Origin of the sequence: Mycolicibacterium arseniciresistens (assembly GCF_030519285.1) — a bacterium.
GTDB lineage: Bacteria > Actinomycetota > Actinomycetes > Mycobacteriales > Mycobacteriaceae > Mycobacterium > Mycobacterium arseniciresistens.
Window position 1 is genome coordinate 1 of record NZ_JAUMSQ010000204.1, and the last position, 16,826, is coordinate 16,826.

The following is a 16,826-nucleotide window of genomic DNA, read 5'->3' on the forward strand; positions in this document are numbered from 1 at the left end:
CACCCCGCTCGGCGGTGAGCCGGGTCAGCTCCGCCTGCTGCGAACCGAAGGTGCTCTGCGCCTGCGTCAGCGCCGCCACCGCAGCGTCCTGGCTGGTCTGCGCGGCGGCCGCGGCCTCGTCGGCCTTCTGCTTGGCCAGCCGTGCCGCCGACTCCTTGTTCACCTGTTCGGTGCGGGCGCGCTGCAGATTCGCGAGGACCTGCTGCGAACTGGTCGAGAGCGCTTGGCCGGTGGCGGCGGTGGAGACGACGTCGGCCGGGTCGGACGCGGTCAGATAGGAGCTCGACGGGCCGTTGACGTAGGTGGCCGCCGCGAAGGTGTCGAAGCGCTTCTGGGCGGCGGCGATGGCGATGTTGGCGTCCTCGATGCCGGTGCGGCTGGCCTCGACGTCACGCTGGGCGGCGGCGGCCGCGTCGCGGGCGGTCTGGACCTCGACGATCGCCTTGTTGACGCTCTCCTGTTGGGTCTGCACAGCGGCGCCGAGTTCCTGCAGTTCCTGGTCGGCGTTGGCGACCGCCGACACCAGGCCGGCGACTCCGGCGGCGCCGTTGGGGTCCGCCGCGGCCACCGGGCCGCTCCACAGTGCGGTGGCGAGCAGCATGGACGTGGCAAGGGGCAGTGCGCAGATCCGGTACGCCGAGGCGCGAGAGAAGGGTCTCATGTCGACTCAGGTCTCCTCGAGATCAACGGATGCGCGGCGAAATGCGGTCACAGCGGTACCTCTGATCGCACCAGTCACATCCTGCACAACTGCATCAATAGCCACCAACGGCACCGTACGTCACAATGGACGCTAAAGAAACTCAAGTCACAAATTACATGCTTGTAATTGAAATAGGTGTGACCGAATTGTGATGTTTGTAATTTGCCGCCGTTAGCGCGACAACGCCATCAGGCTTGCCGGACAGTGCTTTCGGCAGTTTTGTCGGCACGAGCGCATTTGCTGCGTATCTGCAGCAACCGAGTGGCCACGGTCGCCGCGAGGACCCCGACGACAAGCACAATGGTCAATGCCGTCCAGGGGAAATCCCCGGTTTCCAACTGACTGACGAAATTGGCGGACGACTGCACCGGGTCGCCGGTCTTGGCGAGGTCCTGGCCGGCCTCGAGGGTGGCGCGGTCGAAGGTCGTGCTGTACGTGCCGGCGTAGGAGGGGCTGAGGACCAGCACGGTCGAATCCGGATACGCCTCGCCGACCTCGGTGGCCACGTCGCGCAGCGGGGTGTCGATCGCGGGGTTGCGGTCCATGACGACGATCTTCAGGTCGATGCCGTCGTCGCGGGCATCGGTGACCACCTGTTGCAGCGCCGCGACCTGCTCCGGCGAGGCGCCGCGGGCACTCACTCCGTCGCCGCCCACGTCGGTACGGACGATGTCGACACAAGTGGCGATGGCGCCGGGCTGGGTGGGGTCGACGCCGACGGTGTCACACAGCTCCCGCGGGACGAATGCGGGCAGGAACGGCAGCACGTGCGGTCCGGTCACAGGAGGAAGGTAACTGATCGTCCCGGCGGTAACCAGGAGCGGGAATCACCGCCCCCGAGCGTGGGTATCCGTTCCGGTGGCACGCACCACCGGGGGCGACGAGACTGGGTGACACCCCCCTTGGGTTCTTTGCAGGACAAGCGTACTGTTAGAATCGAAACGCCGCCGACACAGCCCGTCGCGGCACGTTGACAGCCGGGAGTTGAAGTGAGCAGCAAGGATTCGGTGAATTCGTTCGGAGCCCGCGACACGCTGACAGTCGGGGACAAAAACTACGAGATCTACCGCCTCGACGCGGTGGAGGGCACCGACAAGCTGCCCTACAGCCTCAAGGTGCTCGCGGAGAACCTGCTGCGCACCGAGGACGGCACCAACATCACCAAGGACCACATCGAGGCGATCGCCAAGTGGGACCCGGAGGCCGATCCCAGCATCGAGATCCAGTTCACCCCGGCGCGCGTGATCATGCAGGATTTCACCGGCGTGCCCTGCATCGTCGACCTGGCCACCATGCGCGAGGCCGTCGGCGACCTGGGCGGCGACCCACAGCAGGTCAACCCGCTGGCACCGGCCGACCTGGTGATCGACCACTCGGTGATCGCCGACCTGTTCGGCACCGCGAACGCCTTCGAACGCAACGTGGAGATCGAGTACGAGCGCAACGGCGAGCGCTACCAGTTCCTGCGCTGGGGACAGGGCGCCTTCGACGACTTCAAGGTCGTCCCGCCCGGCACCGGCATCGTCCACCAGGTCAACATCGAGTACCTGGCGAGCGTCGTCATGGAGCGTGATCGGGCGGGCGAAGATGGAGGGGAATCGGTCACCGTTGCCTACCCCGACACCTGCGTGGGCACCGACAGCCACACCACGATGGAGAACGGCGTCGGCGTGCTGGGCTGGGGCGTGGGCGGCATCGAGGCCGAGGCCGCGATGCTGGGCCAGCCGGTGTCGATGCTCATCCCCCGCGTCGTCGGATTCAAGCTGTCCGGCGAGCGTCGCCCCGGCGTGACGGCCACCGACGTGGTGCTCACGGTCACCGAGATGCTGCGCAAGCACGGCGTGGTCGGCAAGTTCGTCGAGTTCTACGGCGAGGGCGTCGCCGAGGTGCCGCTGGCCAACCGGGCCACGCTGGGCAATATGAGCCCTGAATTCGGTTCCACCGCAGCGATTTTCCCGATCGACGAGGTGACCATCGACTACCTGCGGATGACCGGTCGCAGCGAGGAGAAGCTGGCGCTGGTCGAGGCGTACGCCAAAGAGCAGGGCATGTGGCACGACCCGTCGCGCGAGCCGAATTTCTCCGAGTACCTGGAGCTCGACCTGGCCGACGTGGTGCCCTCGATCGCCGGGCCGAAGCGCCCGCAGGACCGCATCGCCCTCGACGACGCGAAGTCGGCGTTCCGCAAGGACATCCACAACTACGTGGAGAACGGCAACTCCGCCGCGCACTCCAACGTCGACGAGGCGGTCGAGGAGACGTTCCCCGGCAGCGACCCCGTGTCGCTGTCGTTCGCCGACGAGACTTCAGTCGACGTGGTCTCCGCCGCCAACGGCGCCGAGGGCAGGCCGAGCAAGCCGGTGAAGATCGAGTCCGCCGAAGTCGGCAACTGCATCATCGACCACGGCGCGGTGGTGATCGCGGCGATCACGTCCTGCACCAACACCTCCAACCCTGAGGTGATGATCGGCGCGGCGCTGCTGGCCAAGAACGCCGTCGAGAAGGGCCTGACAACCAAACCGTGGGTGAAGACCACGATGGCGCCGGGTTCGCAGGTGGTCACCGACTACTACGACAAGGCCGGGCTGTGGCCCTACCTGGAGAAGCTCGGCTTCTACCTGGTCGGGTACGGGTGCACCACCTGCATCGGCAACTCGGGCCCGCTGCCGGAGGACGTCAGCAAGGCGATCAACGAGGCCGACCTGTCGGTCACCGCCGTGCTGTCCGGCAACCGCAACTTCGAGGGCCGGATCAACCCAGACGTGAAGATGAACTACCTGGCCTCCCCGCCGCTGGTCATCTCCTACGCGCTGGCCGGCACCATGGACTTCGACTTCGAGTCCGATCCGCTGGGACAGGACAACGACGGCAACGACGTGTTCCTCAAGGACATCTGGCCGACGCAGGAGGACATCAGCGACACCATCGCCTCGGCGATCAACACCGAGATGTTCGTCAAGAACTACGCCGACGTGTTCAAGGGCGACGAGCGGTGGCGCAACCTGCCCACCCCCAGCGGCGACACGTTCGACTGGGACCAGGATTCGACGTACGTGCGCAAGCCTCCGTACTTCGACGGGATGCCCGCCGAGCCCGAGCCGGTCACCGACATCAGCGGCGCCCGTGTCCTCGCGCTGCTGGGTGACTCGGTGACCACCGACCACATCTCGCCGGCGGGCAGCATCAAGCCCGGCACCCCTGCGGCGCAGTACCTCGACGAACACGGCGTGGACAAGAAGGACTACAACTCCTACGGGTCGCGCCGCGGCAATCACGAGGTGATGATCCGCGGCACCTTCGCCAACATCCGGCTGAAGAATCAGTTGCTCGACGACGTATCCGGCGGCTACACCCGCGATTTCACCCAGGATGACGCGCCGCAGGCGTTCATCTACGACGCCGCGCAGAACTACGCGGAGCAGGGCACACCCCTGGTCGTGCTGGGCGGCAAGGAGTACGGGTCCGGGTCGTCGCGGGACTGGGCGGCCAAGGGCACCTCGCTGCTCGGGGTGCGCGCGGTGATCGTCGAGTCCTTCGAGCGGATCCACCGGTCGAACCTGATCGGCATGGGCGTGATCCCGCTGCAGTTCCCGGAGGGCGAATCGGCGGCGTCGCTCAAGCTGGACGGCACCGAGACCTTCGACATCACCGGGATCGAGGACCTCAACGAGGGCAAGACGCCCAAGACCGTGCACGTCAAGGCCAGCAAGGACGGCGGCGACCCGATCGAGTTCGACGCCGTGGTCCGCATCGACACCCCCGGGGAGGCGGACTACTACCGCAACGGCGGCATCCTGCAGTACGTGCTGCGCAACATGCTCCGGTCCAAGTAGCACGTGCCGGCGAGCGCTGCACGAGGAGTTGACCCTTGCCGCGGGTAACCGACGACCATCTGGCGGCCCGCCGCCGCCAGATCCTCGACGGCGCACGACGCTGCTTCGCCGAGAACGGATACGAGAACGCGACCGTGCGGCGGCTCGAACAGACCATCGGGCTGTCGCGCGGCGCGATCTTCCATCACTTCCGGGACAAGGACACGCTGTTCTTCGAACTGGCCCGTGAGGACGCCGAACGGATGGCTGAGGTGGCGTCGCGCGAGGGCCTCATCCAGGTGATGCGCGACTTGCTGGCGGCACCCGAACAGTTCGACTGGCTGGCCACCCGGCTGGAGATCGCCCGCAAACTCCGCAACGATCCGGCGTTCCACCGCGGCTGGTCGGAACGGTCCGCCGAGTTGACGACCGCGATCACCGCCCGACTGCGCCGTCAGAAGCAGGCCGGCCGGTTGCGCGACGACGTTCCCAGCGAGGTGCTGCACATGTACCTGGATCTGGTGCTCGACGGCATCGTCGCGCGTCTCGCCTCCGGTGACGACCCGCAGAAACTCAGTGCGGTACTCGACCTCGTCGAGGCGTCGGTCCGCCAGCAGTGACGGTCAGCTGGCGCGGCGGGTCCGGTGATTCGGACCGCCCCTGCTGCGCATGGTGACCCCCGCCTCGCGCAGCATGCTGTGCACCGACCCGTAGGACCGGCCCGTGGTGGCCACCAGAGAGCGAATGCTCGCTCCGCTCTCGTAAGCCCTGCGAAGTTCCGTCAGCAACTGCTCCCGGGACTTGTTGGCATCTTTCATCGACATCTCCCCGCCGTGTTTGCCCCGACTGTCCCGACGAGTACCCAGGTTAGGAACTGTCAACCAAGCGGCGGGGCGAATTCCACAAAGGGTTCGCTTTCTGGCTACGCCAGTTCGATGAGGTCGCGGTACTCGTCGGACCAGAAGTCCTCGGTGCCGTCGGGCAGCAGCACCACCCGCTGCGGGTCGAGCGCTTCGGCCGCTCCCGGATCGTGGGTGACGAGGACGACGGCACCCTGGTAGCTGCGCAGCGCGTCGAGGACCTGCTCTCGAGACGCCGGATCGAGGTTGTTGGTCGGCTCGTCGAGCAGCAGCACGTTGGCCGTCGACGCCACCAACCCGGCCAGCGCCAGGCGGGTCTTCTCACCCCCGGACAGGGTGCCCGCGAACTGATCGAGCTGCGGACCGGTGAACATGAACGCCCCGAGCAGGCTGCGCAGATCCTGCTCGCCGGTGTCGGGTGCGGCGTGGCGGATGTTCTCCCACACCGTGGCGTTGCCGTCGATGGTGTCGTGCTCCTGCGCGAAGTACCCCATCCGCAGACCGTGACCGGGTTCGATGGCGCCGGCGTCGGCCTTCTCCACCCCGGCCAGGATCCGCAGCAGTGTCGTCTTGCCCGCACCGTTGAGTCCGAGTACGACGACGCGCGAGCCCTTGTCGATCGCCAGGTCGACACCGGTGAAGATCTCCAACGAGCCGTAGGTCTTGGTGAGACCCTTGGCCACCAACGGCGTCCGGCCGCAGACCGCAGGTGTGGGGAACCGGATCTTGGCGACCTTGTCGGCCACCCGCTCGTCGTCGAGCTCGGCGATCATCCGCTCGGCGCGTCGCAGCATGTTCTGTGCGGCAACGGCTTTGGTGGCCTTGGCGCCCATCTTGGCGGCCTGGGTGCGCAGCGCGGACGCCTTCTTCTCGGCGTTCGCCCGTTCTCGGCGCCGGCGTTGCTCGTCGGTCGCGCGGGCGTCGAGGTACTTCTGCCAGCCCATGTTGTAGACGTCCGCCTCGCCGCGTACGGCGTCGAGGAACCACACCCGGTTGACGACGTCGGCCAGCAGGTCCACGTCGTGGCTGATCACCACCAGCCCGCCGGCATGGTTCTGCAGGAAGCTGCGCAACCAGCCGATCGAGTCGGCGTCGAGGTGGTTGGTCGGCTCGTCGAGTAAGAGAGTGGTGCCTGAACCTCCAGCACCCGATCCGCCTTCCGACGCGGCGAACAGGATGCGGGCCAGTTCCACGCGACGGCGCTGGCCGCCGGACAGCGTCCGCAGCGGTTGGGTCAGAATGCGCTCGGGCAGACCGAGGCTGGCGCAGATCCGGCCCGCCTCGCTCTCGGCGGCGTAGCCGCCCAGCGCGGCGAACCGCTCTTCGAGCACGCCGTAGCGGCGTACCGCCTTGTCCCGGGTGGCGTCGTCGGCGACCTCGGCCATCAGGACCTGTTGCTTCTCCAGCTCGGACAGCAAGGTGTCCAGTCCGCGCGCCGAGAGCACCCGGTCGCGCGCCAGCATGTCGAGGTCGCCCTCGCGCGGATCCTGGGGCAGGTAGCCGACCTCGCCGCTGCGGACGACGGAGCCGGCGTACGGCTCGCCCTCCCCGGCCAGGATGCGCATGGTGGTGGTCTTGCCTGCGCCGTTGCGGCCGACCAGGCCGATCCGGTCGCCGGGCTGGATCCGCAGCGCGGATCCTTCGATGGAGAGCAGGGTGCGCGCCCCGGCGCGGACCTCGAGGTCCGTTGCGGTGATCACGGCTGCTCCTAAGCGGGGTTCACTGACATGGCGGGGTGCACACGAATCATCGTGAGCCCGTCAAGGGTAGTCGCAGGCGCGCCGGGGACGCCAACCGTTTGCCCGCGTCACACCGCCCGAGGGACGCGGTCGGCGGGCGCAGAACCTAGCCTAAACTTTGCAAACGCGAATATTTCGAGCGCGTTCACGGAGGGGGAACATGTGATCGAGTCGTCCATCCCTGCTGTCCTGAGGGAGCGCGCGAGCCTGCAACCCCACGACGTCGCCTTCACCTATCTGGACTTCGACAAGGACCCTGAAGGCGTTCCGGACAGCGTGACCTGGGCGGGACTCCATCGCCGGACGGTCAACCTCGCCGACCAGCTCCGGGCCTGCGCGGAGGTCGGCGACCGTGTGGTGATCACCGCCCCGCAGGGCATGGAGTACGTGACCGGCTTCCTCGCCGCGCTCGAGGCGAACCTGATCGCGGTCCCGCTGTCGCCGCCGATCCCCTCGGCCGCAGGCGACGAACGCGTGAAGGCCGTCCTCGCCGACGCGCGACCCCGGATCATCCTGACGACCTCGACCGCCGTCGACGGGGTCCGGCAGTGCTTGAAGGACATCGACGGCCCGGAGCCGACGATCATCGAGCTGGACACCATCGACCTGGACGCCAGGCGGCGCCCGGATCGTCGCCGCGAGGCTCGTCCGGAGGTGGCGTACCTGCAGTACACCTCGGGCTCGACCCGCACCCCCGCAGGTGTGATCGTGTCGCACGGCAATCTGTCCACCAACTTCGAGCAGATGACCACGTACTTCTTCGCCCACCACGGCGGGGTCGCACCGGCGGGCACCACCGTCGTGTCGTGGCTGCCCTTCTATCACGACATGGGCCTGCTGCTCGGCATCTGCACACCCATCCTCGGCGGCTGGGAGACCGTGTTCACCAGCCCCGTCGCGTTCCTCACCCGGCCCGCCCGCTGGATGCAGCAGCTCGGCAGCCACCGGCGCGCGCTCAGCGCCGCCCCGAACTTCGCCTTCGACCTGGCCGCCGCCCGCACCACCGACGCCGACCTCGCCGGCGCCGACCTGGCAGACGTGCTGGCCATCATGAGTGGGGCCGAACGGGTCCACCCCGCCACGGTCGACCGGTTCACCCGGCGGTTCGCCCAGCACGGGTTGCCGGACAACGTGATCCGGCCGTCCTACGGCCTGGCCGAGGCGACGCTGTACGTGGCGACCGACGCCCCGGGCGCTCCGCCGACCGTCGTCGCGTTCGACGCCGACAAGCTGTCCGACGGCATCGCCGAACGCAGCTCGGCCGGCACCCGCCTGATCAGTTACGGCACCCCCGACTCGCCGGCGGTGCGCATCGTCGATCCGGAGTCCGCACGCGAGTGCGAAGAGGGCGCCGTCGGCGAGATCTGGACGCGCGGCGAGAACGTCTGCCTGGGCTACTGGAACAAGCCCGACGCGACCGCACACACCTTCGGCGGCCGGATCGAGCAGCCGAGCGCGGGCACGCCGGCCGAGGGGTGGCTGCGCACCGGCGACCTGGGCTTCATCTCCGAAGGCGAACTGTTCATCGTCGGCCGCCTCAAGGACCTGCTGATCGTGCGCGGGCGCAACCACTACCCCGATGACATCGAAGCCACCGTGAGCGCCGTCTCGGGTGGCCGGGTGGCGGCGATCGCGGTGGAGCAGAACGGGACCGAGCAGCTGGTGATCGTGGCGGAGGTGAAGGACCCCGGCGGCGCCGCCGAGGCGCAACAGCGGCTCGATTCGGTGGTGAACGAGGTCACCGCCGCCGTCGCGAACACCCACGGCCTCACCGTCGCCGACCTGGTGCCGGTGTCGCGGGGCTCGCTGCCGACCACGACCAGCGGCAAGATCCGCAGGCAGAAGTGTGCCGAGCAGTACCTCGGCGCCGGCCTGGCCCGCATCGGAGGCTGAGCACCCGATGATCGAGTGCAGCGGCCTGACCAAGACCTATCCCGGCTTGACCGCACTGAGGGACGTCAGCTTCTCGGTGCCGACCGGTTCGGTGCTGGCGCTGCTCGGCCACAACGGTGCCGGCAAGACGACGACCGTCCAGATCCTGTCGACGTTGGTCTCGCCGACATCGGGGCACGCGCGGGTGGCCGGCTACGACGTCGTCGAGCAGGCCGCTCAGGTGCGCGAGAGCATCGGTGTGACCGGCCAGGACGCCTGCCTCGATCTGCTGCTGACCGGGCGGGAGAATCTCACCCTGTTCGGCCGGCTGCAGGGGCTGCGGCGCAGGGCCGCGCTGCTGCGGGCCGACGAACTCATCGACCAGTTCGACCTCGAGTCGGCGGCCGACCGTCCCGTGCAGACCTATTCGGGCGGGATGCGCCGCCGCATCGACATCGCCGCCGCGCTGGTGGTGCCGCCGAAGGTGCTCTTCCTCGACGAACCCACCACCGGGCTCGACCCGCGCAGCCGCAGGCAGGTGTGGGCGCTGGTGTCGTCGCTGGCCGCGCAGGACGTCACGGTGCTGCTGACCACGCAGTACCTCGAAGAGGCCGACGTGCTCAGTGACGCCATCGTGATCCTCGACTCGGGGCGGGTGGTCGCCCGCGGCACCGCCGAGGAGTTGAAGCAGCGGGCCGGTGGCAGCTACTGCCAGGTCACCCTCGTGCACGCCGCCGACATGGCACGCGTGTGCGCCGTGCTGGGCGACATCGACGAGATCGACACCGACGAGGACGCCAACACCGTCTCGGTCCGCGCGCTCGGCGGCGTCGCGACGTTGAGCGAGGTGTGCCGCCGCACCGACGAACTGGGCGTGGAGCTGATCGACATCTCCCTGCGCAAGCCGACGCTCGACGAGGTGTTCCTGCACATGACCCGGGCCGCGCTGAGCCGATGACGGCGATCGCCGCGCTGACCGAGCGGACCGTCCAGGTCGCGGTTCGCGACTTCGACCTGGCGCTGGGTGTTCTCGCGCCGGTGGTGACGCTGCTGGGACTCAACGTGGCGCTGCAGCACGTCATCGACACCGGCGACATGAGTTACGCCACCTACGTGCTGCCCGCCGTCATCCTGCAGGCCATGCTCCTCGGCGCCGTCACCACCGCCGACCGGGCCGCCTGGGAACAGGCATCGGGGTTCTCGACCCGGCTCCGCACCCAGCCGATCACCGTGCTGGCCCCGATGATCGCCAGGATCAACTACTGCATGATCCGCGGTGTGCTGGCGCTCGCCGCGGCGATGGCAACCGCGTTCGCGCTGGGCTTCCGGTTCACCGGCGGTCCCGGCCCGGCGGTCGCGTTCCTGCTGTGCCCTCTGGTGCTGACGCTGGCGCTGTCGCTGGGCGCCGATGCGGCCGGGACGTGGATGCGCCGCCCGGGAGCCGGTCAGCTGCTGCTGGTGCCGCAGCTCGTGCTGGTGCTGGTGTCCACGGGTCTGGCGCCCGCCGAGTCGTTCCCCGGCTGGGTGCGGCCGTTCGTGGCGCACCAGCCCGTATCCCAGATCACCGACACCATGCGCGGCCTGGCCGGCGGCAGCGTCGGCACAGGCGGTCTGGCGCTCACCACGGCGTGGTGCCTCGGCCTGCTGGTGACACTCGGCGCCGTCGCGGTGCGCATGCAGCGGCGGCCGCGATGAGCAGTCCGGCGGCCACCGGCCACCGCACCTCGTTCCCGATGGCGACGGTGATCGTCGCCGGCCGCGTGCTGACGCACTGGCGGCGCCACCCGATGGTCCCGCTGCAGTCTCTGCTGCTGCCCACCGTGTTGTTGCTCATCTACTACCTGGTGGTCAGCACGTCGATGGTGCGCCTGACCGGTGGCGACAACCTGACCGCCCTGGTGCCGATGTGCACCGTGGCCGGCGCCATGATGGGCGCGGTCGGGGCGGGTCTGCAGCTGCCGTACGAACGGGACAGCGGCCTGCTGAGCCGCTTCTGGGTGCTGCCGGTCGACAGGCGCAGCTTCGTGGCGGGCAGCGTCCTCGCCGAGGCCGTCCGGACCCTCGGTGCGGGCAGCATCATCCTGCTGGTCGGGCTCCTGCTCGGGCTGCGGTTCCAGGGCAGCTGGCTGGCGGTGGTCCCGTTCCTGCTCATCCCGGTGCTCGTGGTCGCCGTCTTCGCCACCGTGGTGATCGCCGTCGCGGTGCGGTCCCGCAGCACCGCACTGCTCACCCTGCTCGGTGCGGCGTCCATCGGCATGGCGTTCTGCACCGGCGGCGTGGCGCCCATCGAGTTGTTCCCCGAGTGGTTGCAGCCCGCGCTGCGGGTGCAGCCGCTGACCCCGGTCGTGGAGTCGATGCGCGCGCTGGCCGAGGGCGAGCCTGCCGGCGCCTCGTTCCTCGCGGCCGTTGCCTGGCTCGTCGTGCTCCTGGCGGTGTTCGGTCCGCTGGCGGTCCGGCGCTACCGCGCGGCCGCGGAGTCCGGCGGACCGGCTTAGGGCCTGCCGGTCCAGGCTTCGGCCACCCGGTCGGCCGCCTGGGCGGCGACCGCGAATTCGCAGTCGCCACAGTCGTCGTGCTCGCCGGCCGGATCCGGTCGAGCCGGGGTCGCTGTCGGACGCTTCTTCGGTGGCGGTCTGCGTGATATCTCGTGCGGCTTCTCGGTGGGCCGCTTGGAGGGCCACCAGTTCGCGTTGCCCACCAGCACACACAGCGCGGGAACGGTGACGGTGCGCACCACGAACGTGTCGAGCAGCAGTCCGACGCCGATCACGAAGCCCATCTGGACGATCGTGGTGATGCTGCTGACGGTCAGAGCCAGCATCGATGCGGCGAAGATCAGGCCGGCAGAGGTGATGACGCCGCCGGTCGCGCCGACGGTGCGGATCACCCCTGAGCGCACCCCGCGCCACGACTCGTCACGGATCCGCGATATCAGCAACAGGTTGTAGTCGGCGCCCACCGCGACGAGCACCAGGAACGCCAGACCCGGGATGCTCCAGTGCAATTCCTGGCCGAGGATGAACTGGAACAGCACGACGCCGATGCCGAGCGCGGAGGCGTAGGACAGGATCACCGTGGCCACCAGGTAGATCGGCGCCACGATCGCCCGCAGCAGCAGCGCGAGGATGAGGAAGACCACGACCAGTGTGACGACCACGATGAAGCGGAAATCGCCGTTGTAGTAGTGCTGCACGTCGCGGTTGACCGGAGAGAACCCCACCATCTCGATGTCGGCCCCGGCCAGCGTCGTGTTCGGGCGTGCGCTCTCGGCCGCGGCGAGGATCTCCGCCACCTGGTCCATCGCCTCGGTTCCGAACGGGTTCAGTGCGGTCTGCACCAGATAGCGCGCCGTCCGGCCGTCCTCGGAGACGAAGAGCTTGGCGGCCTTCTCGAACTCGGCCTGGGTGAGTACCTCCGGCGGGATGTAGAAACCCGACATCGGCGGTTCCGCCGCGTCGCTGCGCATCGCCAGCAGGAACGACGACGCCTGGTCCAGTCCCCCGCCCATCTGGCGGGTCTGGTCGACCAGCAGCCGCACGCCGTCGGCGAGTCTGCGGCTCGAGTCGGCAAGGGTGTTCGCGCCGTTCAGCAGGTCGTTGAGCCGCGTCTCCGCCTCCCCCGGTTCGCCGAGGCCGAGTTCCCGGGCGGCCTGGGTGGCACGGGTCAGGTTCTCGCTGAGGCCCTTCAGCGTCTCGTCGACGGTGTCGGTCCCGCTGGTGGACTCCAGCTGCGTGCTGAGCGCGTCGAGGCTGTCGAGCGCGGCGTCGTTGCGCGCGTCGACGATGCGCCGCAGGTCGTTGCGGGCGGCGACGCACGCGGGATCGACGTTGCACGCGATGCTCCGGTTCAGGCCGTTCACCACGGGCGTCGCCCAGGCGTAGAGGTCGTTCGTCCGGGTGACGCTGTCGCGCAGCGAGTCCCCGAGGCCCTGCATGCTGCCCACGAGCGTGGCCGCCTTGTCGATCTCGTCGAGTGTGCTGCCGCCGCCCTCGGTGCTGCCCATCTCGTCCAGCGCGCCGGCGAGTCCGCGGATGCTGCCCAGCGCGCCGACGACGCCGTTGCGCATCTGGTCGAGGACGTCGGCCAGCTGATCGGCGCCGTCGGTGAGGGTGGTGAGGTTGCCGTCGTTGTCGGTGATCGTGGTGGAGGCCTCGCGGAGCTTCCCGCCGACCTCCCCGGCCTGGTAGGTGGCACGTGCCTGTTCGAGCATCTCGCCCGACGGTCGGGTGATGCCCCGCACCATGTCGATGTCCGGGAGCTGGGCGATCCGTGCGGCCATCTGTTCCATGTCGGCCAGCGCCTGCGGGGTTCGCAGGTCCTGGTCGGGCGACCGGATGAGGATGAACTGCTGCAGCGTCGTGCTGATCGGGAAGTGCTTGGTCATCGCCTCGTATCCGAGGTTGCTCTCGGCGTCGGCGGGCAGGCTCTGCCGGTCGTCGAAGTTGAACTTGGCGAAGGCCGTGCACCCGGCGAACACCATCAGCACCGCCAGGCTGGCAGTCAGGTGGATGACCGGCTTGCGGACGATCTGCACCCCGGTCCGCCGCCAGAACCGCCGGGTGCGGTCATCGCGCCGCGGCTTGACCCAGCCCCGCCTGCCGGCGAGCACGATCTGCGCGGGCAACAGCGTGATCGACGCCAGGAACCCGATCGCGATGGTGACGGCCAGCGCCGGTCCCACGGTCCAGAAGACACCGAGCGTAGCGAAGGAGAGTGCGAGGAAGGTCAGCGCGACCGTCCCGGCCGAACCGGCGATCACCTCGCCGATCGACCGGAGCGCCTCGACCAGCGCGTCGTCGGACTCCATGCCCGACCTGACCAGCTCCTGGTACCGGCTGAACAGGAACACCGCGTAGTCGATGCCCGCGCCCATGATCATCCCGGTCATCAGCACCAGGGTCTGCGGGCCGAGCCCCAGCCCCACCTCGCCGAGCGCGGCGACCACCTGCTGGGCCACCACCAGCGAGACGCCGATGGTGAGCACCGGCATCAGCATCGCCACCAGGTTGCGATACACCAGCGTCAGGATGATCAGGATGGTGACCACCGTCGAGATCTCGATGACCACCTGGTCACGCGCGCCGATCGCGTTGATGTCGTCGAGCGTCGCGGCGGCCCCGACGACGTTCGCGGTCAGGGTGGTCCCGGCGGTCGTCTCCTTGACGAGCGCGATGACCTCGCGGTAGGCCTCCTGACCGGACGGGGTGCCCATCGTGCCGGACAGGCTGATCGGCAGATTCCAGGCCTTGCCGTCCTCGCTGGTCATCACCTGGCGCAGTTCGGGCGTCTCCAGGAAGTCCTGCGTGGACTCGACCCAGGTGGTGTCCGCCTTGAGCTTCGCGACGAGGTCGGCGTACACGGCCTCGTCGGCCTGCGTCAGGCCGTTCTCGTTGCTCAGCACCACCACGGCGACGTTGCCCGACCCGGCCTCGCCGAAGGCCTCCTGCATCTTCTCGCCGGCGATGAGGACCGGAGACTGTTCCGGCAGGAAGGGCGGCGGGTTCTTCTGCGCGACGACGGCCAGCGGTGTCACGGTGAGCAGGAGCACCACCGCGGTCGCGACCCACGCGACGATCACCAGCACCGGATGACGCACGATCAACCGGCCGAGGGCGGGCAGGCCGCCGTGTTCGAACACGCCTCGAGAAGGGGCGCGCAAGAACATTTCACAACGCTACATGGGACGGGCTGCGACCGGTGCGCCCCGGTGGCTTTCGGGTCCGGCCTGACCGCCCACCGCGGTGGATCGCGTGATGTAATCGGCTGTGCTCGTTGAACGGGAGTCGCGCGCAGCCCGATGAGATTCGCAATCGCGGTCCACGGGACCCGTGGCGACGTGGAGCCCTGCGCGGCCGTCGCACTCGAACTGCAACGCCGGGGACATCAGGTGCGAATCGCGGTGCCGCCCAACCTCGTAGGGTTCGTCGCAGCAACCGGACTCGACGTTGCGGTGCCCTACGGTGTGGACTCACAGCAACAACTCGAGGCCGAGATCTTCCGCGAATCATGGGGTCTGCGCAACCCGCTGACGGCGCTGCGCCAGCTCAGGGAGTACATGTCCGAGGGCTGGTCCGAAATGAGCAATGCCCTGGTCGATTTGGCGCATGACGCCGATCTCCTGCTGACCGGAACCACCTACGAGGATGTGGCCGCGAACGTCGCGGAACACCTCGGCATCCCCCTTGCGGCGTTGCACTACTTCCCTTTCCGGGCGAACACCCAGATCATTCCGGTCCGGTTGCCCGGCCGGCTGGTGCATGCCGTGTGGCCGGCCGCGGAGTCGCTGCACTGGCGGCTGGTGAAACCCGCCGAGGACGCCCAGCGCCGGGCCCTCGGCCTGCCTGCGACCCGGGTGCGCCCGATCCGCAGGATCATCGAGCGCGGCGCGGTCGAGATCCAGGCCTACGACCCGCTGTTCTTCCCCGGCCTGGCCGAGGACTGGGCCGGGATCCGCCCGGTGATCGGCGGACTGACACTGGAACTCGGAACCGATGTGGACGCCGCCACATCGTCGTGGATCGACGCCGGGACGCCGCCGATCTACTTCGGTTTCGGCAGCATGCCGGTCGAATCGCCGGCGGATGCGCTGGCCACGATCACCCGGGTGTGTGCCGACCTCGGTGAGCGCGCGCTGGTGTGCTCGGGGGTCTGGGATCTGCGCGCCGCAACTGCCGATCACGTCAAGGTGGTGCCGACGGTCAAGCACGCAGCCGTGTTCCCGAAGTGCCGCGCCGTCGTCCATCACGGTGGTGCCGGCACGACGGCGGCAGGCCTGCGCGCCGGTGCGCCGACGATGATCCTGTGGATCGGGGCCGAGCAGCCGATCTGGGCGGCACAGGTGAAACGCCTGGGAGTCGGTACGGCTCAGCGCTTCTCGAAGGTCACCACGGACTCGTTGCGCGACGGTCTGCGCGCCACGCTGGCGCCTCGCCACGCGGCCAACGCCCGTGACTTCGCGGCCCGGATGACCACGCCGGCTCAGAGCGTCGCCACGGCAGCCGATCTCCTCGAGGCGGCCGCGGATCGCCGTGACACACCGGTCAGACGACCACCCCGGCGAGCCTGAACTCACCGAGCACCTCGGTGGCCAGTGCCGAGAGCCGGGCCTTGGTGTTGACCGCCCCGGGCTGGTAGGCGACCACGCCGATGCTCATCCGGCCGCCTATCCGGCCCGCAACGACCACGAGATGACCGCCGGCGCGCTCGATCTCGGCCCTGCGGAGATTCTGGTCCACCGGCCGCAACAGGAAGTACTCGGCGTCGGTGCCGTCGACGCGCGACACCGCCGGATCCAGGTCGCCGACGTTCGAGCACGACACCGGCAGGCCACCGAAAACCGCGGTGCTCATCCCCCGCACCGCCCGTTTCGGGATGAACGGGGTCAGCGGCAGCAGCGCGAACGTCTCGTCGGGCACCTCCCGCAACGTCGCGAGCGCACCGCGGATCGCCGTTCTCGCCGCCGAGAGGTCGGTGCTGACCCCCTTCGGATCGACGTCGACGCGGACGAATCGCAGTGCGTTGGCCCGGGTGTCGTGCACGGTGCGGTCGCTGAGCGCGATCAGCAGCGCCACGGTCCCGTGTTCGGCGTGGCAGCGCTCGATCCGTGCGGCCAGCGCCGCCGCGTATCCGGCCAGCATCGAATAACTGTTGCCACCAAGCCGTTCGGCGGCGCGATCCCAGTCGGCGAGGTCGACGAAGACCGAGATCGCCGGGATGACGACGGTGTCCTCGCCCACCGCATGCTCACCGGCCGGTGACGCCGCGGCTTGCGGGCTGTCGCGGCGGCGCCGCAGGGCCAGTTTCGCGCCGGCGAGCAGAGCGCGGCCCGCAGGCCCCAGCT

The 16,826-nt window shown here is 69.0% G+C and carries 11 protein-coding genes and 2 pseudogenes; 7 read left to right on the forward strand and 6 right to left on the reverse strand.

What is annotated here, in order from left to right:
• A pseudogene (locus Q2100_RS21755) lies at positions 1-661 on the reverse strand (NlpC/P60 family peptidoglycan endopeptidase RipA); the annotation flags it as partial.
• Between the two features lie 230 nt (positions 662-891).
• Positions 892-1,485, reverse strand: coding sequence for an Rv1476 family membrane protein (locus tag Q2100_RS21760; protein WP_302915729.1), 594 nt, complete (start codon positions 1,483-1,485; stop codon positions 892-894).
• 207 nt (positions 1,486-1,692) lie between these two features.
• Here Q2100_RS21760 and acnA point away from each other — a divergent pair, with 207 nt between their 5' ends.
• Together acnA and Q2100_RS21770 are read left to right on the forward strand one after the other, a co-directional pair.
• The gene (acnA, locus tag Q2100_RS21765; protein WP_302915730.1) at positions 1,693-4,536 is read left to right on the forward strand and encodes an aconitate hydratase AcnA; all 2,844 of its coding nucleotides are present in this window, start codon (positions 1,693-1,695) and stop codon (positions 4,534-4,536) included.
• Between the two features lie 35 nt (positions 4,537-4,571).
• Complete coding sequence (locus Q2100_RS21770; RefSeq protein ID WP_302915731.1) at positions 4,572-5,135, forward strand: TetR/AcrR family transcriptional regulator; 564 nt, start codon at positions 4,572-4,574, stop codon at positions 5,133-5,135.
• A gap of 3 nt (positions 5,136-5,138) precedes the next feature.
• Here the strand turns inward: Q2100_RS21770 and Q2100_RS21775 are convergent, their stop codons facing one another.
• Positions 5,139-5,333: a helix-turn-helix domain-containing protein gene (locus tag Q2100_RS21775; protein ID WP_264013849.1), complete on the reverse strand. Its 195-nt coding sequence runs from the start codon at positions 5,331-5,333 to the stop codon at positions 5,139-5,141.
• Between the two features lie 104 nt (positions 5,334-5,437).
• A complete protein-coding gene (locus Q2100_RS21780) occupies positions 5,438-7,075 on the reverse strand; it encodes an ABC-F family ATP-binding cassette domain-containing protein (RefSeq protein WP_302915732.1) in 1,638 nt (545 codons plus the stop codon).
• A 201-nt stretch (positions 7,076-7,276) separates the two neighbouring features.
• On the opposite strand from Q2100_RS21780, the gene Q2100_RS21785 reads away from it, so the two are divergent.
• From Q2100_RS21785 to Q2100_RS21800, 4 genes are read left to right on the forward strand one after another with little or no spacing between them, the layout of a single operon-like run.
• Positions 7,277-9,007 carry an AMP-binding protein gene (locus tag Q2100_RS21785; protein ID WP_302915733.1) on the forward strand — a complete coding sequence of 577 codons (1,731 nt, stop codon included), beginning with the start codon at positions 7,277-7,279 and terminating at the stop codon, positions 9,005-9,007.
• 7 nt (positions 9,008-9,014) lie between these two features.
• A complete protein-coding gene (locus Q2100_RS21790) occupies positions 9,015-9,944 on the forward strand; it encodes an efflux ABC transporter ATPase subunit, DrrA-related (protein WP_302915734.1) in 930 nt (309 codons plus the stop codon).
• Positions 9,941-10,681, forward strand: a complete 741-nt coding sequence (locus Q2100_RS21795; protein WP_302915735.1) for an ABC transporter permease — start codon at positions 9,941-9,943, stop codon at positions 10,679-10,681. Before Q2100_RS21790 ends, Q2100_RS21795 begins: the two co-directional genes overlap by 4 nt.
• Positions 10,678-11,481, forward strand: a complete 804-nt coding sequence (locus Q2100_RS21800) for an ABC transporter permease (protein ID WP_302915736.1) — start codon at positions 10,678-10,680, stop codon at positions 11,479-11,481. Before Q2100_RS21795 ends, Q2100_RS21800 begins: the two co-directional genes overlap by 4 nt.
• On the opposite strand, the gene Q2100_RS21805 is transcribed toward Q2100_RS21800, so the two are convergent.
• Entirely contained in the window at positions 11,478-14,651 is a 3,174-nt protein-coding gene (locus tag Q2100_RS21805) for an MMPL/RND family transporter (RefSeq protein WP_302915737.1), read from the reverse strand. The two genes, Q2100_RS21800 and Q2100_RS21805, sit on opposite strands and share 4 nt — an antisense overlap.
• 132 nt (positions 14,652-14,783) lie before the next feature.
• Here Q2100_RS21805 and Q2100_RS21810 point away from each other — a divergent pair, with 132 nt between their 5' ends.
• A complete protein-coding gene (locus Q2100_RS21810) occupies positions 14,784-16,052 on the forward strand; it encodes a glycosyltransferase (protein ID WP_302915738.1) in 1,269 nt (422 codons plus the stop codon).
• Here Q2100_RS21810 and Q2100_RS21815 read toward each other — a convergent pair.
• A pseudogene (locus Q2100_RS21815) lies at positions 16,027-16,826 on the reverse strand (hypothetical protein); the annotation flags it as partial. The gene Q2100_RS21810 and the pseudogene Q2100_RS21815 sit on opposite strands and share 26 nt — an antisense overlap.